Consider the following 20,959-nt stretch of genomic DNA (forward strand, 5'->3'; position numbering starts at 1 on the left):
CGATCCGGGGGAGCCCATGAACACGGAACGTCTCACCACCAAGAGCCGCGAGGCCATCACCGGTGCCGTCGCGCTGGCGAACCAGCGCGGTCACGCCACCGTGGAGCCCTGGCACCTGCTGCTGTCACTGCTGGACACCGAGGGCTCGACCGCCGCGGGCCTGCTGCGCGCCGTCGGGGCCGACCCCGCCGAGCTGCGCCGCGTCGCCCAGCGCTCGGTCGACGCGCTGCCCGCCGCGCGCGGGTCGAGCATCGCCGAGCCGACGCTGGCCCGCGAGTTCGTCAACGCCATCGGCGCCGCCGAACAGATCGCGCGGCCGCTGGGCGACGAGTACACCTCCACCGAGCACCTGCTGGCCGGGCTGGCCCGGGTCGGCGGCGCCGTCTCGGTCGCGCTGAAGAACTCCGGCGCCACCGAGGAGAACCTGGTCGCCGCGTTCCCGACCGTCCGCGGCGGGGACCGCCGGGTCACCACCGCCGACCCGGAGCAGACCTACCAGGCCCTGTCCAAGTACGGCGTCGACCTCACCGCCAGCGCCCGCGACGGCAAGATCGACCCGGTGATCGGCCGGGACTCGGAGATCCGCCGGGTGATCCAGGTGCTGTCCCGGCGTACGAAGAACAACCCGGTCCTGATCGGCGAACCGGGCGTCGGCAAGACCGCGATCGTGGAGGGCCTGGCCCAGCGGATCGTGGCCGGCGACGTGCCGGAGTCGCTGCGGGACAAGAAGCTGGTCTCGCTCGACCTCGGTGCGATGGTGGCCGGCGCGTCGTACCGCGGTCAGTTCGAGGAGCGGCTGAAGTCCGTGCTGGAGGAGATCAAGAACTCCGACGGCCAGGTCATCACGTTCCTCGACGAGCTGCACACCGTGGTCGGCGCCGGCAAGGGCGAGGGCTCGATGGACGCCGGCAACATGCTCAAGCCGATGCTGGCGCGCGGCGAGCTGCGGATGGTCGGCGCGACCACGCTCGACGAGTACCGCGAGCACATCGAGAAGGACCCGGCCCTGGAGCGCCGCTTCCAGCCGGTGCTGGTCGGCGAGCCGACCATCGAGGACACCATCGGCATCCTGCGCGGGCTCAAGGAGCGCTACGAGGTGCACCACGGCGTACGGATCACCGACGCCGCGCTGGTCGCCGCCGCCGCGCTCTCCGACCGGTACATCACCGACCGGTTCCTGCCGGACAAGGCGATCGACCTGGTCGACGAGTCCGCGTCCCGGCTGCGCATGGAGATCGACTCGCGCCCGGTCGAGGTGGACGAGATCGAGCGGGCGGTACGCCGGCTGGAGATCGAGGAGATGGCGCTGGCCAAGGAGCCGGACGCCGCGTCCGCCGAGCGTCTGGAGCGGCTGCGCAAGGAGCTGGCCGACAAGCGCGAGCAGCTCACCGCGCTCTCCGAGCGCTGGCAGACCGAGAAGAGCCACATCACCAAGCTCTCCACCGCCAAGGAGGAGCTGGAGCGCCTCGGCGGCGAGGCCGAGCGGGCCGAGCGCGACGGCGAGCTGGAACGCGCCGCCGAGCTGCGGTACGGCCGGATCCCCGCGCTGCGGACCGAGTTGAAGCAGGCCGAGGAGGAACTGGCCCGGCTCCAGGCGGACGGCGCGATGCTCAAGGAGGAGGTCGGCGCGGACGACATCGCCGCTGTGGTCGCCTCCTGGACCGGCATCCCCGCCGGGCGGCTGCTCGAAGGCGAGACGGCCAAGCTGCTCCGGATGGAGGAGTCGCTGCGCGGCCGCGTCGTCGGTCAGGCCGAGGCGGTCGGCGCGGTGTCCGACGCGGTCCGCCGCGCCCGGGCCGGCGTCGCCGACCCGGACCGCCCGACCGGCAGCTTCCTGTTCCTCGGCCCGACCGGCGTCGGCAAGACCGAGCTGGCCAAGGCGCTCGCCGAGTTCCTCTTCGACGACGAGCGGGCCATGGTCCGCATCGACATGAGCGAGTACGGCGAGAAGCACTCGGTGGCCCGCCTGGTCGGCGCCCCGCCCGGGTACGTCGGCTACGAGGAGGGCGGCCAGCTCACCGAGGCGGTACGCCGCCGCCCGTACTCGGTGATCCTGCTGGACGAGGTGGAGAAGGCCCACCCGGACGTCTTCGACGTGCTGCTCCAGGTGCTCGACGACGGCCGGCTCACCGACGGTCAGGGCCGCACCGTGGACTTCCGCAACGCGATCCTGATCCTCACCTCGAACCTGGGTTCGTCGGTGATCAGCGACCTGACGCTCACCGAGAACGAGCGCCGGGAGGGTGTGCTCGCGGTGGTCCGGTCGCACTTCAAGCCGGAGTTCCTCAACCGGCTCGACGACATCGTGGTGTTCGCCGCGCTCCAGGGCGAGGACCTGCGGTCGATCGTGGACATCCAGCTCGACCGGATGCGAACCCGTCTTGCGGACCGCCGGTTGGCACTGGACGTCAGCGACTCCGCACGCACCTGGCTGGCCGAGCACGGGTACGACCCGATCTACGGCGCCCGGCCACTGCGCCGGCTGGTGCAGTCGGCGATCGGCGACCAGCTCGCGAAGGCGCTGCTGGCCGGCGAGATCCGCGACGGCGACACGGTTCGCGTCGACCTGTCCGACTCCAAGGAGTCCCTGGCGGTGACCGCCGCCTGACCCGCACCACCCTTGCGAAGGCCCGGCCTCCGGCCGGGCCTTCGCCGTCCCACCGCACTCCGCCTGCTGCCGCCCCACCCGCCGGGCTCGCCTCAACCTCCACCTGCGTTGATCAAGGAGTTTGTGTCCTGTGGAGGCGCCGGCGGGGACACAAACTCCTTGATCAACGGGGAGAGCCGAGGGGGGAACCGAGGGGAGAGCCGAGGGGAGAGCCGGGGCGGGCGGCAGGGGTGAGGGGTTGGCGGGGTGGGCACATAGTGAGGCATGAGCGGGAGCTGGGAACGGGAACTGGACGCGGCCGTGCGGGAACTCGACGGTGCGGACACCCTCGCCTTCGGCGGGGTGGGGCTGGCGGGGCAGATCCTGCCCGCGACCGAGGCGTACCGGACGCTGGAGCAAGCGCTGCGGGAGCACCCGGAGGCGGCCCGTAAGCGCGTCGACAGGTTGCTCCGCAAGGGTTCGCCGGCCGGCCGGGCGTACGCGGCGACGCTGCTGGAAGCCGTCGACCCGGCCGCCGGGCGGGACGCCTGGGCGCGGCTGCGCGGCGACGACGGCGAGTTCACCACGTTCTCCGGCTGCCTCATGGGTCGCGCCACGCTGGGCGAATACGCCGCCGAGCGGCTCGCCGGCGGCGCACGGTAACTGAGCGCACACTCAGCGAACAGGACTTCATCAGGCGTGCGTGCGGTTGTTACCGTTCCCGCCGAGCAGGTTGGGGGAGGCGGTCGTGAACGGTTCGTTGGCGTACGTGGTGACCACGCTGGGGTGCCTGGTGGGGGTGGCCGGTGTGGTGATCGCCGTCATCGCGGTACGGAAGTCCCGATCGGCGTCGCGCCCGAAGACGAAGGCGGCGCCGGGTGACCCGTTCCGGGACCGGGACGCCGACGCGCTGCGTGGTGACCCGCGCGCGCTCAAGCCCGGCGACATCGTCGAGATCCGCACGGTGCCCTACACCGTGCGCGGCTCGGTGCACCTCGTCGAGGGCGGGTGGAGCTGGGCGGAGCATCTGCTCGACGACGCGGGCGGCGTGAAGCGCTGGCTCTCCGTGGAGACCGACCCGGACCTGGAGATGGTGCTCTGGACCAGCGAGCCGGGGGCCACCGTCACGCCGGGCGCCCCGACGCTGGAGATCGCCGGCCGCCGCTACAACTGGGACGAGTCGGGCCAGGCCCGGTACACCGCGACCGAGGGCACCGGCCTCGACCCGAGCGGCACCATGCGCTACTACGACTACCAGGCGCCCGGCGGCGCGCGGCTGTCGTTCGAGGCGTACGGGGAGGCCGGCTGGGAGGTCAACCTCGGCGAGGAGCTGCGCCGCGCCGAGGTGATGATCTACCCGCAGGGCGGCCCGGACACGGTGCGCTGACGTGCTCGTCTGTCTGGACGCGCCCTACGTGGACACCAGCGCCGCCGACCTGAGCCTGGCCCTGGGCGGCCCGGAACTGCCGGCGCTCGCCGTACGCGACATCGACCTGCCCGGCCTGCCCCGGCTGCGGCTGCGCCTGCTCGGCGCCTCCCACCAGGTCGTGCTCGGCACGCTCACCGAGACGGTCGCCTGCCTGCCCGGCCGCCCGCCGCACCTGCCCGGCACGCTGCACGACGAGACGGCCGGCTACCGGTTCCTCGCCACAGTGCTCCGGCCGGAGGGCGACGGCCTGCGCACCCGGGTCGCGGCGCTGCGCGCCGAGCTGGCCGAGGACCCGTACGCGCTGATCGGGGTCTTCCCCGGCGACGAGGACGCGGTCACCGCGCTCTCCGTCCGGCCCGGCCCGCCGGACGGCGCGCTCGCCTGGCGCACCTGGCACGCCTACCCGCAGACAAACGAGCTGGTCCTGACCGAGACCGTGGTGGAGGAGCTGTGACGTACCGACGGTGGTTCGTGGTGGGCGTGGCGGTCGCCGTCATCGGCGCGCTCATCGCCGCCTTCACGATCTTCTACGGCAACTTCTCGCCCCGGGGCTACGTGGAGGACAACTTCTCCCGCGCCACCGGGCGGGACATCGGCTCGAACGCGATCGCGTACACCTCGAACAAGGCGCCGAGCGACGTGTCCAAGCAGATCACCGACGCCTGGAAGCCGGCCGACCAGTACGTCGACGGCAGCGGCGTCTACCTGCGCTACGACGACGACTCGGTGGTCATCCTCCCGCTCGCCATCGGCTCGGTGATCCTGCTGGAGAAGATGACCACCGCCTACCCCCGGTACCACAGCGTCGTCGGCAACAGCTGGGGCTGGGGCCGAGGCAGCACGGTCCGGGGCGGCGGCCCCGGTTCCGGCAAGTAGCCCCTCCGACCCCCTCACCCTGGAGTCTCCTGTGCAGCATCTCGTCACCGACCTGCTGGTCACCCTGGCCTACGGCGCGGTCGGCGTCGTCCTGATGGCGATCGGCTACGTCCTGGTCGACCTGGCCACCCCCGGCAAGCTCCACGAGCTGATCTGGACCGAGCGCAACCGCAACGCGGCGCTGCTGCTCTCGTCCAACCTGCTCGGGGTGGGCACGATCGTGGTCGCCGCGATCGTGGCCAGCGACGACGACTTCACGCTGGGACTGGTCGGCGCCGCCGCGTACGGGATCCTCGGCCTGGTGATCATGGCGGCGGCGTTCGTGCTGCTCGACGTGGCCACCCCGGGCAAGCTCGGTGAGCTGCTCGTGGACCCGGAGCCGCACCCGGCGGTGTGGGTCTCCGCCACCGTGCACCTCGCCACCGGTGCGATCATCGCGGCCGCGATCATCTGATGAGCGGCAAGCCCGCCAAGCACCAGGTGGGGAAGGACAAGCGCACCCAGACGGTGATCTGGTCCGTGGTCGTGGGAGTCGTGGTGGTCGTCTGCGCCATCGGCGCGTTCAGCGGCGACTCGGACACCTCCGTCCCCGCGCCGGCGGCCGACGAGCGCTCCGGCACCGTGCCGATCCTCCGCGCCGCCGCCGACAGCCAGGGCATCTGCTACGGCTGGGAACTGCTCGACGTGTACGACGAGGTGAGCGTCGGCTCCAACCTCGGCGACGGCACCACAGTCGTCGACGCGCCCGGCTGCACGCGCTGGCTCGCGGTCTCCGCCAACGTCAGGTACACCTCGTCGAGCAGCGAGTCGGAGGACTCCGCCACGATCCGGATCAAGGGCTCGGACGACATCGACTTCGCCGACCTCGCCGCGATCGAGACCCGGCTGGGCCGGTTCGGGCTGGACGAGGACGCGTTCGTCGACGACCCGGGCTGGGCCGTCACCCGGGCCGCCACGATCCTGCCGCTGCTCGCCGCCGAGCGCGGCCTCGCCGAGCCGGCCGCGACACCCACCGCCGCGCCGTCGACAGCCGCCGCCCCGCTGCCGGACGCCGGCAACGACTTCTGGCGGGACCGCTGGATCTACGTGCTCAGCTCGGTCGGCCTGTTCCTGCTCGCCGCGCTGTTCCTCGCCGTGGGCGTGCGACAGCGCCGCAACCACCGGGTACGGGTGCCCGCGCAGCGCGCCGGGGCGGGAGCCGCCGGACGTACCCGGAGCAGACGGTGACCGCCGACGTGGCCGCACGGCCGCGGTGGCGCCTGGCCCGCGCGGCGGTCCTGCTCGCGGTCTTCGTGTGCGCGGCCTGCGGCCTGGTGTACGAGCTGGCGCTGGTCGCGCTCGGCAGCTACCTGATCGGCGACACGGTCGGTCAGGCGTCGATCGTGCTCGGCGTGATGGTCTTCGCGATGGGCGTCGGCGCGCTGGTGGCGAAGCCGTTGCAGTCCCGGGCGGTGGTGTCGTTCGCGGTGATCGAGCTGACGCTGGCACTGCTCGGCGGCCTGTCAGTGCTCGGGCTCTACGCCGCGTTCGCCTGGCTCGACCTGTACGGCCCGGCGCTCGTCGGCACCGCGTTCGTGCTCGGCCTGCTGATCGGCGCGGAGATCCCGCTGCTCATGGTGATGCTGCAACGCATCCGGGAGCAGTCCGCGGGCAGCGCGGTGGCCGACCTGTTCGCCGCCGACTACGTGGGCGCACTGCTCGGCGGGCTGGCCTTCCCGTTCCTGCTGATCCCGGTCTTCGGCCAGCTCAAGGGCGCGCTCGTGGTGGGCGCGGTGAACGCGGTCGCCGGGGTGGTGCTCGTCTTCACCGTGTTCCGCGCCGAACTCAGCCGCCGGGCGCGGGCCGCGCTGGGCGCGGCCACCGTCGTGGTCGGCCTGCTTCTCGGGTACGCGTGGGTGACCGCCCACGACTTCGAGGTGACCACCCGCCAGCAGCTCTACCGCGACCCGGTGGTGCACGCCGAGCGCAGCCGATACCAGGAGATCGTGCTGACCCGCTCGGTGCGCGAGCCCGGCCACTCCGACACCGACCTGCGGCTGTTCCTCAACGGCGACCTGCAGTTCAGCTCGATCGACGAGTACCGCTACCACGAGGCGCTCGTGCACCCGGCGATGCGCGGGGCGCACGGCGACGTGCTGGTGCTCGGCGCCGGGGACGGGCTGGCCGCGCGGGAGATCCTCAAGTACCCGGACGTGCGCTCGGTGACGCTCGTCGACCTCGACCCGGCAGTGGTCGAGCTGGCCCGCCGCGAGCCGCAGCTGCGTGAGCTGAACCGGGAGTCGCTCACCGACCCCCGGGTACGCGTGCTCAACCTGGACGCGTTCGCCTGGCTGCGTACCGCCACCGACCGCTTCGACGTGGTGATCGCCGACCTGCCCGACCCGGACGAGACGGCCACCGCGAAGCTCTACACGATCGAGTTCTACACGCTGGTCCGGCCGGTGCTGGCCCCCGGCGGGCGGCTCGTCGTGCAGTCCGGGTCGCCCTACTTCGCGCCCCGGTCGTACTGGTCGATCGAGCGGTCGGTGCGCGAGGCGGGCTTCGCCACCGTGCCGTACCACGTCGACGTGCCGAGCTTCGGCGACTGGGGGTTCGTGCTCGCCGCGCCGGGTGACGTCGCGCCGGAGCTGGCGCTGCCGGCCGATCCGCCGCCGCTGCGGTTCCTCACCCCGGAGGTGCTGGCCGCCGCCGGCACGTTCCCCGCCGACCGGGCCCGGCTGGACGTGCCGGCCTCCACGCTATTGCGGCCCAGGGTGCTGGACTACGCCCGCGAGGAGTGGCGCGGCTACTAGGTTTCGGGACATGCCACCCGAATCGCCGCGCCACCGACCGGGCATCGGCTGGCTGGTCCGCCGGCTGCCGACCCGGGCGGTCGAGGCGGCGTCCTACCTCCAGGCGTTCGTGCTCTCCGGCGTGGTCACCGTGCTCGCCGTACGCGCGTACCTGAAGGCCACCGACTATCCGCAGCTCGGTGGCGGCGGGCTGCACATCGCACACGTCCTCTGGGGCGGCCTGCTGCTCGCCGTCGGCCTGGGCGTCCCGCTCGTCTTCCTCGGCGGCGGCGCCCGCACCGGCGGCGCGGTGATCGGCGGCATCGGGTTCGGGCTGTTCATCGACGAGGTGGGCAAGTTCGTCACCACCGGCACCGACTACTTCTACGCCCCCGCCGCCGCCATCATCTACGTCGCGTTCGCGCTGCTGGTCCTGCTCACCCAGGCGGTACGCGGACGGACCGGCCGGTCCCGGCTGACCCCGGCCGAGCGCACCGCGAACGCGCTGGACATGGTGCTCAGCGGCCTGCCGGGCGGGCTGACCGATCGCCGTCGCATCGCCGTGCTGCGGCTCGTGCAGGGCACCGGGCCGGCCACCGAGACGGCGATGGCGCAACTGCTGGACGCCGTACCCCATCGGGAACCGCCGCCGGTGCCGCTCTGGCAGCGGGCGGCCGATCGGGCCCGGCGCCTCGCCGTCTGGGCGGCCGGACGCCGCTGGCTGGTCTGGCCGGTGGTGGTCTACCTGGTGGTGGAGCCGGTGCTCACAGTGGTGGCGGTGTTCGTCGACGGCGTGACCGGGAAGCTGGACCAGGAACGGGAGTGGGGCGCAGTGCTCGGTGTCAGCGCCACCGCGCTGATCACCGCCGTGCTCGGCCTGTGGGCCGCCTGGCTGCTGCGCCGCAACCGGACCGAGGCGTTCCGCCTGTTCAAGCTGGCGCTGCTGGTCGACCTGCTGTTCGGGCAGGTCTTCAACTTCACGGTGAACCAGTTCGGGGCGGTCTCCGCGGTCGCGCTCGATCTCGCGCTGCTCGGCGTGGTCACCGCCGAGCACCGCCGGTTGCGGCGCGCCGCCGAGAGGTGACCCGTTCCGGCGTGCTGAGCTGGTCGAAGATCGCTACGGTGGGCTTCTCATCCAGGAAGGGAGAATCATGGTCGATGCTCCGGGCACCCCGCCCCGCACGCGTCCCGGCGTGGTGTCGCTCTCCAGTTGGCTGCTCATCCTCGTCGCCGCGATCCAGGTGCTGAACCTGATCGTGGCACTGAGCGTCGTCGGCAAGATCCGCGACGTTCTCACCGACGCGTACGCGGGCACCTCGGCCGAAGGGGCCGCCGACATCGCGTACGCGTTCAGCATCATCACGGCGGTCGTGTCGCTGCTGATCGCGGCCGGGCTCGTCGTCCTCGCGCTGTTGAACAACCGGGGCAAGAACGGCTCCCGGATCACCACCTGGGTGCTGGGCGGCATCCTGTTCTGCTGCACCGGCGGCGGCCTGCTGACCGGTCTCACCGGCGGCATGACGGGCGGCGGCACCACCGGTGACGTGCCCAGCTCGGAGGAGATCCAGCGCCGGCTGGAGGACGCGCTTCCGTCCTGGTACACCCCGGTCAACCTGCTGCTGGGCCTGGTCGCGCTGCTCGCCCTGCTGGCCGCGCTGATCCTGCTGGCGCTGCCGAAGGCGAACGAGTTCTTCCGCAAGCCCAAGGCCGGCTGGGAGCCGCCGGTGCCCGGTGGCGCCTACCCGGCGTACCCGTCGCACCCGGGCCAGCCGGGGGATCCGGCGTACCCGTCGTACCCGCCGGCTCCCGGCACGCCGCCGTCGACGCCCGGCGGTCAGCCGCCGTCCGCGCCGGGTGGTCAGCCGCCGTCCGCGCCCGGCGGTCAGCCGGGTGAGCGCCGCGACCCGGAGCCGCCATCCGGAAGTTGACGTCCGGATTACAGCGACGCCGACGATCCCTCCGAGTAGGTTGCAAGCCGACGCCTACCGGAGGGATCAGTCGTGTCGTACCCCGATCGGGCCGCACCCCGCCGGCCGGGCACTGTCCTCGCCGCGGCGGCGCTGCTGCTGGCGATGGCGGTCGGCGCCGTGGCGTACGCGGTGGCCAACCTGGCCGTCGGCGGTGGCACGGTGGACCGGTTCCGGGACGCGGCGGCGGAACGGACCGGCGCGAGCGGTGGCGACATCGACCAGGTGGCCGGCCTGCTGCGCGGCTCCACAGTGCTGGCCGCCGTGCTCGGTGTGCTCGCCGCGCTGCTGCTCGTCGGGCTCGCACTCGGCCTGCTCGCCGGTCGTTCCGGCGCCCGCACGGCGACCTGGGTGGTCGCCGGGACGGGCCTGCTCTGCGGTTGCTGCGGGCTGGCGGTGCTGGTCGGCCAGCGAGCCGCCCCGCTGCGGCTCGGCGCGGACGACCGGATCACCGCCGACCTGCTGGGGCTCGTCGGGGACGCCTACCCGTCGTGGTGGATCCCGGTGAACGCGACGGTGTCGGTGGCGCAGATCCTCGGCTACCTGGTGGTCGCCGTGCTGCTCGCGCTGCCGTCGTCCGGCGCGTTCCTGCGCCGCCGCACCGCGCCGCTGCGGCTGTCCGGCTACGGCTCGACCGTGTCCGGCGCGACCGCCCCCGGTCCGACGCCCTGGGGACCGCCGCCCGGCCTGAACCCGCCCGCCTCCGCCCCACCGGCCTCCGCGCCGCCCGTCTCCGGTCCGTCGCCGTACGAGCGGCCCGCACCGCCCCCGTCCGCACCGCCCCCGTCCGCACCGCCCGCGCCGCCGCCGGGTGGGTTCCCGCCGCCTCCCGAGGACCGCCGATGACAGGTGACACCGACCCCTCCCGGCGCCGTGCCCTGGTCACCGGCGCCAGCCTGGGCATCGGCGAGGCGTTCGCCCGCCGGCTCGCCGCCGACGGCTGGGACCTCGTCCTGGTGGCCCGGGACGCCGCCCGGCTGGACGCGCTGGCGGCCGAGCTGTCCGGCCGGCACGGCGGCGACGCCGAGACGATCGCCGCGGATTTGTCCACCGAGGACGGATGTGCGGCGGTCGAACGACGGCTCACCGCCGGTACGCCGATCGAGCTGCTCGTCAACAACGCCGGCATCAGTCTGAACACGTCGTTCGTCCGCTCGTCGGTGGCGGACGAGGCGCGGCTGGTCCGGCTCAACGTGCTCGCGGTGCTGCGTCTGACCCATGCCGCCCTCGGTCCGATGATCGAGCGAGGCCGCGGGGCAGTGATAAATGTCTCTTCCGTTGCCGGCTTCGGTGTCCCCATGCCGGGATCCACGTACTCGGCCAGCAAGGCGTGGATGACGAATTTCAGTGAATCGATCGGCCAGTCCGTCGCGCCGCTCGGCGTGCGCGTGATGGCGCTCTGCCCCGGCTACACCCGAACCGGAAATCACGAACGGGCGGGCATCGACATGTCCCGCCTACCCGCCTGGGCCTGGCTGCGGGCCGACGATGTGGTTGCCGAAGGGCTGCTTGACCTGCATAAAGGTAAGTTCGTGAGTGTCCCGGACTGGAAGTACAAGGTGGCGGTGGCCGGGCTGCGGTACGCGCCGAAGCGCCTGCTGCGCGGCTTCCGGCGGGACAGCCGGGGTGCGGTCGGCCGGCAGGGCGGCTGACCGGCGACCACCCGTACGCGGGCCGGTACGGCGGCCGGCCGGGATGGACGGTCGCACAGCGTAGCCGCTCCTCGCCACCCGCCCGTCGCCCGCAGGGTTGACCAGGGCAGACCCGAAACACGGCGCTCAGACTTGCGAAGTACGCTCTTGGGCCATGGGCGACCACGACGACCTGCGCAAATTCATCACTGACCTAGCTGTGGTGCACGGCCGGGTGGTGCTCTCGTCGGGCCGCGAGGCGGACTGGTACGTGGATCTGCGTCGCGTCACGCTCCATCACGAAGCGGCTCCGTTGATCGGCCGGGTCATGCGTGACCTCACCGCCGACTGGGCGTACGACGCGGTCGGTGGGCTGACCCTGGGCGCCGATCCGGTGGCCGCCGCCATGCTGCACGCCTCGGCGGGCACCGGTCGCGCGGTCGACGCCTTCGTGGTCCGCAAGGAGGGCAAGGCCCACGGTCTCCAACGCCGGATCGAGGGGCCGGACGTCTCCGGGCGGCGGGTGCTCGCGGTCGAGGACACCTCCACCACCGGTGGAAGTGTGTTGACGGCGGTCGAAGCATTGCGTGAGGCGGGGGCCGAGGTGGTGGGTGTGGCGGTTATTGTTGATCGAGGTGCCGGCGACACGGTGCGAGCCGCCGGATTGCCCTATCGGGCGGCCTATACGTTGGCTGACCTCGGCCTTGTGGCGTAAAAGTTTGCCGATTCGGATCTGCTGATATGCAGGCGGATCGATGCTGCTGGTGGAAGGATGGAATACGTGGGAACTGCGTTGGCTGAAATGACCATGCCTCAGATCTCGCCGCTTGCCGGCGAGCCGATCGAACGCGCCGACGCCGAGCGGCTTGCGGGGGTCCTCAAGGCCCTCGCTGACCCCGCCCGGCTGCGGCTGCTCAGCCTGATCCAGTCGGCTCCCGAGGGGGAGGCGTGCGTGTGTGACCTCACCGCGCCGCTCGGCCTCTCGCAGCCGACGGTCAGCCACCACCTGCGAATCCTCACCGAGGCCGGCTTGCTGGAGCGGGAGAAGCGCGGGGTCTGGGCGTACTACCGGCTGGTGCCGTCCGCGATCGCCACGATCGCGGATCTGCTCACCCCGCCGCGGAAGCGGGCCACCAAGAAGGCTCGCTGAAACCTTTCGGGCCGGCCCGAGCGAGGGTCGTTCCGACCGGGTGACCGGTGGCGTGCGAGGGGTGGCGCCATCAGCGCACGGTGACGGCTGTCGTCGTCCGTGTGACCCGGCGAGATCAGTGATGTCGAAGGCCGGTCCTCGTCCGAGGGCCGGCCTTCGGCGTCCGTACGCGCTCAGCGGCGGTGCTGCCCGCCGTCTCCGTGCCCGGGCCGGTGCTCCTCGATGCCCTCCCGGGCTGCCTCCACAGTGCCGGCCACCGTCGCCGCGGTGATGACGGCGACCGCCTCGCCGCGCTTGCGCGCCCGCCGGTCGCGGAGGAACTCGAAGAAGATCGGCAGCACCGAGATCACGATGATCAGCGCGACCACCGGCAGGATGTACCTGTCGATCTTGTCGCCGATGGCGTCGTAGATCTGGCGGGCCAGCAGGTAGCCGATCAGCAGGATGCCGTCCACCCAGAGGATCGCGCCCACCACGTTCCACACGAAGAACTGGCGGGCCGACATGCCGAGCACCCCGGCCACCGGGTTGAGGAACGTCCGCACGATCGGGATGAACCGGGCCAGCACCACGGCCTTCGCCGGGCCGAACTTCTGGAAGTAGTACTCCGCCTTCTCCACGTACTCCCGCTTGAACAGCCGGGAGTTGGGCTTCTCGAACATCCGTCGGCCGTACCGGGCGCCGAGCCAGTGCCCGAGCTGGGCGCCGGCGATCGCGCAGAGCGGACCGCCGATCATCAGCCCGGCCAGGGACAGGCGGGTGCCGTCGCCGAAGATGGCGTCGGCCACCGGGGAGGCGGCCACCCCGGCCAGGAACAGCAGCGAGTCGCCGGGGAAGAAGAAGCCGACGAGCAACCCGGTCTCGGCGAAGAGGATCACCCAGACGCCGATCATGCCGAAGGTGTGGATGAGGTCCTTCGGATCGAGCGGGTTCAGCGCCACGCTCTCGGAGAACATCCGGGTCTTCTCTGCTGTGTCCACGGCCACACAGGGTACCCCGGCCCGGTCCGGCATTTCGGCCGGACCGGGCGTCCTCGTCAGAGGCGGGGGTCGACCGGCTCGGACTCGCAGGCGAGGATCGCGAACACCAGCTCGTGGCGGCGCCAGAGCGGAGCGTCCTCGGCCAGCGCGTCCAGGGCGGCCAGGCCCAGGCCGTGCTCCCGCAGGGCGAGCCCGCGCTTGCGTCCCAGCGAACGGCGGCGCAACGCGGCGAGCTGCGCCGCTTCGGTGTACCCGGGACCGTAGATGATCCGCAGGTACTCCCGCCCCCGGCACTTGATCCCCGGCTGGAGCAGCGAGCCCTTCGGCGACCGGGCGGCCAGGCCCGCGTACGGCTTGACCACCATGCCCTCGCCGCCGGCCGCGGTGAGCGTCAGCCACCACTGCGTGGCGTCGGCCACCGCCGACTCGTCGGCCAGGTCCACCACCCGCCGCCGGGTCGGGGTGAAGAACTCCGGGTCGGCGGCGCAGAGCCGGTCGGCCAGTGCCAGGTGCCAGCCGTGGTCGCGGTCGGCGTAGCTCACCCCGGCCCCGGCCAGCACCGCGAACGGCGCCAGCGTCACCCCGCGCAGCCCGTCGGTCGGCCGGACGTACGCCCGGTAGGCCGCCGAGTAGGCGGTGACCTCGGCGGCCCGCCCGGCCATCCGGTCGCGCAGCGCGTCCACCGGCAGCCCGCGCCCGGCGGCGGTGTCCAGCGCGGCGAGCACCGCCGGCAGGGCGGCCCGCCCGGCCGCGCCGACCCCGGCGTACTGCTCGCGGATCAGCCCGCCCGCCTTCGCCGACCAGGGCAGCAGCTCGGCGTCGAGCAGCAGCCAGTCGGTGTCCAGCTCGGCCCAGAGGCCGGCGGCGGTGACCGCCGCGCTCACCCGGGCCAGCAGCTCGTCGTCGAGCGGCGGGCCGAAGAACGGCCTTCCGGTACGGGTGTGCACCACGCCGCCGCCGAAGCGGCCCGGCTCCCGCTCCACGAGCACCACCGCCCGCGAGCCCATGTGCTTCTCCTCGCAGACCACCCGGTCGACGCCGGCCGCGCGGTAGTCGGCGAACGCCTCGGCCGGGTGCTCCAGGAACCCGTCCACTGTCGACGTCGAGCAGGGCGCCATGGTCGGCGGCAGCCACACCAGCCGGCCCGGATCGACCGCGAAGCGGCTCATCACCTCCAGCGCGGCGGCGGCGTTCTCGGCCGGCACGGTCAGCGACCCGTACGCGTGGGTGAGGTGCCGCCGCCCGGTCACGTCCGCCAGGTCCAGCACGGTGTCCGGACGCGCGGGCGCGACCGGGAACAGCGGACGGGCCGGGGCGTACCACTCCTTCACCGCCGGAACGGCCACCAGCTCCTTCTCCGGGTAGCGCAGCGCGGTGAGCTGCCCGCCGAACACGCAACCGGTGTCCAGGCAGATGGTGTTGTTCACCCACTCCGGCTCGGGCGTCGGCGTGTGCCCGTACACGACCATCGCCGAACCCCGGTAGTCCCGCGCCCACGGGTAGCGCACCGGCAGGCCGTACTCGTCGGTTTCGCCGGTGGTCTCGCCGTAGAGCGCGAACGACCGCACCCGGCCGGACGCCCGCCCCTGGTACGCCTCCTTCAGACCGGCGTGCGCCACCACCAGCCGCCCGCCGTCGAGCACGTAGTGGCTGACCAGGCCGTCGATGAACGTCTCCACCCCGGCGACGAACTCCGGCGGCTCGGCGGCGAGCTGCTCCATCGTCTCGGCCAGGCCGTGGGTCAGCCGGACGTCCCGGCCGCGCAGCTTGCGCAGCAGCTTCTGCTCGTGGTTGCCCGGCACGCAGATCGCGTGGCCGGCCGCCACCATGCCCATCACCAGGCGCAGCACGCCGGGCGAGTCCGGGCCGCGGTCCACCAGGTCACCGACGAACACCGCGGTACGCCCCGACGGGTGCGCCGCGTCCACCGGGCGGCCCGCGTCGTCGTGCCGCAGCACGTAGCCGAGCCGGGACAGAAGCGCCTCCAGCTCGGTCCGGCAGCCGTGCACGTCCCCGACCACGTCGAACGGGCCGGTCAGCTCCCGCCGGTCGTTGAACAGCTTCTCGTAGCGGACCTCCGCGGCGTCGATCTCCTCCACCCCGCGCAGCACGTGCACCTTGCGGAAGCCCTCACGGGCCAGCCGTCCGTACGACTGCCGCAGGTCGCGGCGCATCCGGTTGAGCACCTGCCGGCCGTGCGTCCGGTCGGCGCGCGCCTCCGTACGCTCCCAGGCCACCGTCTCCGGCACGTCCAGCACGATCGCCACCGGCAGCACGTCGTGCTCCCGGGCCACCCGGATCAGCCCGGCGCGGGCGTGCGGCTGGAGGTTGGTCGCGTCGACCACAGTCAGCAGTCCCCGCCGCAGCCGGATGGCGGCGACGTGGTGCAGCGCGTCGAACGCGTCGGCGGACGCTGACTGGTCGTTCTCGTCGTCGGCCACCAGGCCGCGGAACGTGTCCGAGGAGAGCACCTGGCTGGGCGCGAAGTGCCGCCGGGCGAACGTGGACTTGCCGGAGCCGGAGACGCCGACGAGCGCCACCAGTGCCAGCTCGGGGATGTCCAGGACGGTCATCGGTTCGTCGCCTCCTTCCGGTCGGTGCTGTCGGTGCTGTCGTTGTTGTCGCGCTGGCCGGAGCGGTCGTCGCGGGTGAGCACCGCCATCTGGGTCGGCGTGCCCACCTCCGGGTCGTCGTCGCCGACGCCGCCGAGCACCGCCGTGTAGCCGTGCGCCGCCGCCACCCGGTCCACCCAGGCGGCGAACTCCGCCCGGGTCCACTCGAACCGGTGGTCCGCGTGCCGGAACCGGTCCGGCCCCAGCCCCTCGTAGCGCACGTTGTACTCGACGTTCGGCGTGGTCACCACCACCGTGCCGGGCCGGGCGTGACCGAACACGGCGTCCTCCAACGCCGGCAGGCGCGGCGGGTCGAGGTGCTCGACGACCTCCATCAGCACCGCCGCGTCGTACCCCCGGAGCCGGTCGTCCCGGTAGGTCAGCGCGGACTGCCACAGCCGGATCCGGTCCCGCTGCCGCTCCGGCAGACGGTCCAGGCGCAGCCGCCGGGCGGCCAGGCCGAGCGACCGGTCCGACACGTCGACGCCCACCACCTCGGTGAACCGCCGGTCGGCGACGAGCGCGGTGAGCAGCGCGCCGCCACCGCAACCCAGGTCCAGCACCCGGCTCGCGCCGCTGACCCGCAGCGCGGCGAGCACCGCCTCCCGCCGCCGTACCGCAAGCGAGGCGCGGCGGACGTCCTCCACCGCCGCGACTTCTCCGGTGGCGGGCTCGATGCTGTCGTCGGCGGGCGGCTCGTCGGCCAGCCGCAGCTCGGTCAGCCGGGCCATCGCCTCGCCCGCGAGCGCGCGGCGGTGCGCCAGGTAGCGGCGCGTGATCAGGCCCCGCTCCGGGTGACCGGCCAGCCATCCGGCGCCGGCGCGCAGCAGCTTGTCCACCTCGTCCGGCGCCACCCAGTAGTGCTTGGCGTCGTCGAGCACAGGCAGCAGCACGTACAGGTGGTTGAGGGCGTCCGCGAGCCGCAGCGTGCCGGTCAGCGTCAGGTCGACGTAGCGGCTGTCACCCCACTCCGGGTACGTCTCGTCGAGCGGGATCGGGGTGGCCGTCACGGTCCAGCCCAGCGGCCCGAAGATCCGTACCGCCAGGTCGGCGCCGCCCCGGCAGCGCAGCACCGGCACCCGTACGGCCAGCGGGATCGCGCTCGCGGCCAGCTCGGGACGGTCGCGCGACTCGCCCCGCAGGGCGGAGCGGAACACCTTCGCCAGCGCCGACGAGAGCAGGCTCGACGCCGCGTACGGGCGGTCGTTGACGTACTGCCCGAGCGCGAATCCCTCCGGCGCCCGGTTCTTCCGGCCGCCGCCCAGCTTGAGCGGATCGACCTCGACCAGCAGCGCCGCGGTGCAGCGCGCCTCGTCCGCCTCCGGGTAGAACACATGCGCGGCACCGGCGGGCAGGTCGAAGCTCTGCACGCGGTCCGGATGCTTCACCAGGAGGTGTCCGAGGTCGGTCGCCGGGCGATGGGTCGTGGTCAGGGTCAGCAGCACCCATCGATGATCTCGTGATCGCCTGGTTCCTGTCGCGGGGGTTTCCGGCCGAACCGCCCGCGGTGACCGGGCGCCGGATCAGCGGTAGTCGTCCTCGTCGGCGGTGACGACGCGGGCCTGCTCCATGGCGTCCCAGTCGTCGACCTCCATGCCCCGGTGCGGCTCACCGTCTGTCTCGTCGGTCACCGTGGTGGCCTGCTCGACCGCGTCGGCCGGCTCGGCCTCCAGATCCCGCTCCTCCGGGGCGAGGTGGTCACTGGGGGCGAAGTCCTCGTCGGGCTGACCCATCGTCCCTCCCTGTTCTCCGTGCGGGCATCGTCCCCACCACCGTACGGGCTGCTCCGGGCCGCCGCTGGGTGGCGGGCGGAACGGCGGAGTCGGCGATTGTCCCGCTCCCGGCGCGCGGCCGGTGCCAGGATGGGAGGCATGGGCTTCCTGATCCGACTGGCGATCACCGCGGTCGCGTTGTGGATCGCGACGCTGATCGTGCCCGGAGTGGAGGTGAGCGGCCGTAACACCGGCAACAACGTGCTCACCCTGATCGTGGTGGCACTGGTCTTCGGTGTGGTCAACGCGGTGCTCAAGCCGCTCATCAAGGTGTTCGGCTGCGTGTTCTACCTGCTCACACTCGGCCTGTTCGCGCTCGTGGTGAACGCGCTGCTGTTCCTGCTGACCGACTGGATCGCCGGGGTGCTGAAGCTCCCGTTCCACGTGGACGGCTTCTGGGCCGCCTTCTGGGGCGCCATCGTGGTCGCGGTGGTGAGCTGGCTGATCAGCGTCGTCGTACCGGACCGGCTGGAGAATCGGTGAGTGGCGTCCGGGCCGGTTGTGCCCCTCTCGCGCTCCTACGGGATACTGCCCGCGGTGGACAGCGCGGTCCGGCGCAACCGTGGACGTGAGCGACCGGAACGGTCGCGCCCATGGAAGACAGCGGCCTGCACGGCCGAGAGCGGTAAGTAAGGAGCGTTCGACATGCCCATCGCTTCCCCCGAGGCTTACGCGGAGATGCTGGACCGGGCCAAGGCCGGCCGGTACGCGTACCCCGCGATCAACGTGACCTCCTCGCAGACGCTGAACGCGGCGCTCAAGGGCTTCGCCGACGCGGAGAGCGACGGCATCATCCAGGTCTCCACCGGCGGCGCGGAGTACCTGTCCGGCCCGTCCGTGAAGGACATGGTGACCGGCGCCGTGGCGTTCGCCGCGTACGCGCACGAGGTCGCCAAGAAGTACCCGGTGAACATCGCGCTGCACACCGACCACTGCCCGAAGGACAAGCTGGACAAGTTCGTCCGGCCGCTGATGGCCATCTCGCAGGAGCGCGTCAAGGCCGGCCAGGAGCCGCTGTTCCAGTCGCACATGTGGGACGGCTCGGCCGTGCCGGTGGCGGAGAACCTGGAGATCGCCGAGCAGCTCCTCACCGAGGCCGCCAAGGGCAAGATCGTCCTGGAGATCGAGGTCGGCGTCGTCGGCGGCGAGGAGGACGGCGTCGAGAACGCCATCAACGACAAGCTCTACACCACCGTCGAGGACGGCCTGGCCATGGTCGACGCGCTCGGTCTGGGCGAGAAGGGCCGCTACATGGCGGCGCTGACCTTCGGCAACGTGCACGGCGTCTACAAGCCGGGCAACGTCAAGCTCCGCCCCTCGGTGCTGCACGACATCCAGGTGGCGGTGGGCGCCAAGTACGGCAAGGACAAGCCGCTCAGCCTGGTCTTCCACGGCGGCTCCGGCTCGCTGCTGTCGGAGATCCGGGAGGCGCTGGACTACGGCGTGGTGAAGATGAACATCGACACCGACACCCAGTACACCTTCACCCGCCCGGTCGCGGACCACATGCTCCGCAACTACGACGGCGTGCTGAAGGTCGACGGCGAGGTCGGCAACAAGAAGATGTACGACCCGCGCGTCTGGGGCAAGGCCGCCGAGGCCGGCATGGCCGCCCGCGTGGTCGAGGCCTGCGAGCACCTGCGCTCCACCGGCACCACCATGAAGTGACGCCTCGCGCGTGAACGGAAGGCCGGCACCCGGACGGGGCCGGCCTTCCGTGTGTCACCCGGCGGTCAGCACCCGGACGGCGTCGCGGACGTCGTCGGTCAGATGGATCGTGTGCGACAGGTCGCCGAACGGGGACGCCGCGAACAGCGGCCGCAGCAGCGACTCCACCGGCAGCTCCGTGGTCCAGTACGTGCGGTCCAGGAAGACGTAAGCCCCGCTCGCCCCGTCGGTGCCGTAGAACGTCTTGGTGGCCGCCTGGAACACCTCCTGCACGGTGCCGGCCTTGCCGGGCGCGAACACGATCCCGCCCCGGGCCAGCCGCAGGATCGTGTCCTCCCGGATGGCGTTGGAGAAGTACTTCGCGATCCGGCCCGCGAACAGGTTCGCCGGCTCGTGGCCGTACAGCCAGGTGGGGATGGCCAGCCCGCCGGACCGGGCCCACTCGGTGCCGGGTGCCGACGGGCGGGGCGAGGGCAGCGACGGGCCGTCCGCGTACCGCTTGCGCACCGCCAGCGCCGCCGCCGTGTACCGGTCGTGGTCGGTGAAGTCCGGCGCGACGGCGAGCACGTCGATCGCGGCGGTCAGCTCCTCGGCCGGCCAGGCCGCGAGGAACGCGCCGAGGTTCGCCGCCTCCATCACGCCCGGACCGCCGCCGGTGACCACCAGGCGGTCGGCCCGCGCCAGCTCCCAGCCCAGCACGGCGGCCATCCGGTACGCGACGCTGCCGCGCGGCACGGCGTGCCCGCCCATCACGCCCACCACCGACTGCGGGCCGTGCGCGGCCAGCCACGACCGGGTGGCGTCGGCCAGCGCGTTGTCCACGCCGTGGTCGTGCAGTCGCTGACCGAGCGCCTCACGTACGTCCGGCAGCGCGCCGCCGTGCGCCCGGAAGTGCGCGTACACCCGGGTGTCGTACATCTCGGCGAACCCGCCCTCGGCGAACCCGGCGGCCAGCTCGTCGGCGGTGTAGAGGTGCGACGGCTGGGTCGGGTAGGGCAGCCCGGAGAACGGCGGGACCACGTTGGCGCCCCGGCGGACCAGGTCCGCGCCCACCTCGCGACCGGCGAAGCGGCAGCCCACGAAGAGCGTGCCGGTGACGTCGACGTCGCGCAGGTCGGGGACCGGGTCGAGGTCGAGGCGCAGGCCCTGCACGGTCAGCCCGGCCAGGGTGCCCCCGGCCAGCCGCTGCTCGAACGCGGTGCGGGTCTCGATCTCGTTGGCGTGGGGCGCGTGCGGCTCGATGACGTCCGCGGGTGGTGGGGTCGGCACCAGGTCATCCTGCCCCCGCACGGCAAGTGCCGAAACCGGGGGCGCGAACGACAGGAGCCCGGCGGGCACGCCGCCGGGCTCCTGCGTAACCGGGTCCTGGGGAGGCTCCGGATCTGTATTTGTAGTGCAAGAACCACGGCTGCGGCATGGGCCGCGGGTACGTCCGCTCCCGCCGCAGGCGTGACGAAACCCTCAGCCGTTCAGCCAACCGTACGGGCGAGGCCCCTCGCGTACCCGAGGGCGAAGC

20 protein-coding genes and 1 pseudogene are annotated in these 20,959 nt (G+C 72.6%); 16 read left to right on the forward strand and 5 right to left on the reverse strand.

Annotated elements, in window-relative coordinates:
- The first annotated feature begins 16 nt into the window (after positions 1-16).
- From clpB to ACN27D_RS14415, 14 genes and pseudogenes are all read left to right on the forward strand, one after another.
- Entirely contained in the window at positions 17-2,608 is a 2,592-nt protein-coding gene (gene clpB, locus ACN27D_RS14350) for an ATP-dependent chaperone ClpB (RefSeq protein ID WP_350814376.1), read from the forward strand.
- A 264-nt stretch (positions 2,609-2,872) separates the two neighbouring features.
- Positions 2,873-3,250 carry a hypothetical protein gene (locus ACN27D_RS14355; protein WP_174532844.1) on the forward strand — a complete coding sequence of 126 codons (378 nt, stop codon included), beginning with the start codon at positions 2,873-2,875 and terminating at the stop codon, positions 3,248-3,250.
- An 85-nt stretch (positions 3,251-3,335) separates the two neighbouring features.
- On the forward strand, positions 3,336-3,974 hold the full coding sequence (locus tag ACN27D_RS14360; RefSeq protein WP_302904760.1) for a DUF4178 domain-containing protein: 639 nt from the start codon (positions 3,336-3,338) through the stop codon (positions 3,972-3,974).
- 1 nt (position 3,975) lies between these two features.
- Positions 3,976-4,470 carry a DUF2617 family protein gene (locus ACN27D_RS14365; RefSeq protein WP_120572373.1) on the forward strand — a complete coding sequence of 165 codons (495 nt, stop codon included), beginning with the start codon at positions 3,976-3,978 and terminating at the stop codon, positions 4,468-4,470.
- The gene (locus ACN27D_RS14370) at positions 4,467-4,892 is read left to right on the forward strand and encodes a DUF4247 domain-containing protein (RefSeq protein WP_421499284.1); all 426 of its coding nucleotides are present in this window, start codon (positions 4,467-4,469) and stop codon (positions 4,890-4,892) included. Before ACN27D_RS14365 ends, ACN27D_RS14370 begins: the two co-directional genes overlap by 4 nt.
- A gap of 31 nt (positions 4,893-4,923) precedes the next feature.
- Entirely contained in the window at positions 4,924-5,346 is a 423-nt protein-coding gene (locus ACN27D_RS14375) for a DUF350 domain-containing protein (protein WP_030269725.1), read from the forward strand.
- A complete protein-coding gene (locus ACN27D_RS14380) occupies positions 5,346-6,119 on the forward strand; it encodes a hypothetical protein (protein WP_350814373.1) in 774 nt (257 codons plus the stop codon). Before ACN27D_RS14375 ends, ACN27D_RS14380 begins: the two co-directional genes overlap by 1 nt.
- Positions 6,116-7,684 (forward strand): polyamine aminopropyltransferase, encoded by a 1,569-nt coding sequence (locus ACN27D_RS14385; protein ID WP_358170752.1) that lies wholly within the window; start codon positions 6,116-6,118, stop codon positions 7,682-7,684. The genes ACN27D_RS14380 and ACN27D_RS14385 overlap by 4 nt, the downstream gene beginning before the upstream one ends.
- 64 nt (positions 7,685-7,748) lie before the next feature.
- Complete coding sequence (locus tag ACN27D_RS14390) at positions 7,749-8,747, forward strand: hypothetical protein (protein ID WP_199733234.1); 999 nt, start codon at positions 7,749-7,751, stop codon at positions 8,745-8,747.
- A gap of 67 nt (positions 8,748-8,814) precedes the next feature.
- On the forward strand, positions 8,815-9,591 hold the full coding sequence (locus tag ACN27D_RS14395; protein WP_421499285.1) for a hypothetical protein: 777 nt from the start codon (positions 8,815-8,817) through the stop codon (positions 9,589-9,591).
- Positions 9,592-9,663: 72 nt separating this feature from the next.
- Positions 9,664-10,311, forward strand: a pseudogene (locus ACN27D_RS14400) (hypothetical protein); the annotation flags it as partial.
- Between the two features lie 161 nt (positions 10,312-10,472).
- Positions 10,473-11,282 (forward strand): SDR family NAD(P)-dependent oxidoreductase, encoded by an 810-nt coding sequence (locus ACN27D_RS14405; protein WP_421499286.1) that lies wholly within the window; start codon positions 10,473-10,475, stop codon positions 11,280-11,282.
- A 154-nt stretch (positions 11,283-11,436) separates the two neighbouring features.
- On the forward strand, positions 11,437-11,976 hold the full coding sequence (gene pyrE, locus ACN27D_RS14410; protein WP_091413808.1) for an orotate phosphoribosyltransferase: 540 nt from the start codon (positions 11,437-11,439) through the stop codon (positions 11,974-11,976).
- Between the two features lie 57 nt (positions 11,977-12,033).
- On the forward strand, positions 12,034-12,411 hold the full coding sequence (locus ACN27D_RS14415; RefSeq protein ID WP_007454255.1) for an ArsR/SmtB family transcription factor: 378 nt from the start codon (positions 12,034-12,036) through the stop codon (positions 12,409-12,411).
- A 173-nt stretch (positions 12,412-12,584) separates the two neighbouring features.
- Here ACN27D_RS14415 and ACN27D_RS14420 read toward each other — a convergent pair whose 3' ends face one another.
- The 4 genes from ACN27D_RS14420 to ACN27D_RS14435 form a co-directional block, all read right to left on the reverse strand.
- The gene (locus ACN27D_RS14420) at positions 12,585-13,367 is read right to left on the reverse strand and encodes a DedA family protein (RefSeq protein WP_393156960.1); all 783 of its coding nucleotides are present in this window, start codon (positions 13,365-13,367) and stop codon (positions 12,585-12,587) included.
- Between the two features lie 80 nt (positions 13,368-13,447).
- Positions 13,448-15,964 carry a polynucleotide kinase-phosphatase gene (locus tag ACN27D_RS14425; RefSeq protein WP_421499287.1) on the reverse strand — a complete coding sequence of 839 codons (2,517 nt, stop codon included), beginning with the start codon at positions 15,962-15,964 and terminating at the stop codon, positions 13,448-13,450.
- The gene (locus ACN27D_RS14430; RefSeq protein WP_421499288.1) at positions 15,961-17,448 is read right to left on the reverse strand and encodes a 3' terminal RNA ribose 2'-O-methyltransferase Hen1; all 1,488 of its coding nucleotides are present in this window, start codon (positions 17,446-17,448) and stop codon (positions 15,961-15,963) included. Before ACN27D_RS14430 ends, ACN27D_RS14425 begins: the two co-directional genes overlap by 4 nt.
- 78 nt (positions 17,449-17,526) lie before the next feature.
- Positions 17,527-17,736 (reverse strand): hypothetical protein, encoded by a 210-nt coding sequence (locus ACN27D_RS14435; RefSeq protein WP_120572362.1) that lies wholly within the window; start codon positions 17,734-17,736, stop codon positions 17,527-17,529.
- Positions 17,737-17,874: 138 nt separating this feature from the next.
- On the opposite strand from ACN27D_RS14435, the gene ACN27D_RS14440 reads away from it, so the two are divergent.
- Complete coding sequence (locus ACN27D_RS14440; RefSeq protein ID WP_073826809.1) at positions 17,875-18,258, forward strand: phage holin family protein; 384 nt, start codon at positions 17,875-17,877, stop codon at positions 18,256-18,258.
- Positions 18,259-18,420: 162 nt separating this feature from the next.
- On the forward strand, positions 18,421-19,443 hold the full coding sequence (gene fbaA, locus ACN27D_RS14445; protein ID WP_120572360.1) for a class II fructose-bisphosphate aldolase: 1,023 nt from the start codon (positions 18,421-18,423) through the stop codon (positions 19,441-19,443).
- Positions 19,444-19,497: 54 nt separating this feature from the next.
- On the opposite strand, the gene ACN27D_RS14450 is transcribed toward fbaA, so the two are convergent.
- Positions 19,498-20,712 carry an LOG family protein gene (locus ACN27D_RS14450; protein WP_421499289.1) on the reverse strand — a complete coding sequence of 405 codons (1,215 nt, stop codon included), beginning with the start codon at positions 20,710-20,712 and terminating at the stop codon, positions 19,498-19,500.
- Positions 20,713-20,959: the final 247 nt, after the last annotated feature.

The organism is Micromonospora sp. WMMD1274 (genome assembly GCF_049179035.1).
In the GTDB taxonomy this organism is placed as follows: Bacteria; Actinomycetota; Actinomycetes; order Mycobacteriales; family Micromonosporaceae; genus Micromonospora; species Micromonospora tulbaghiae.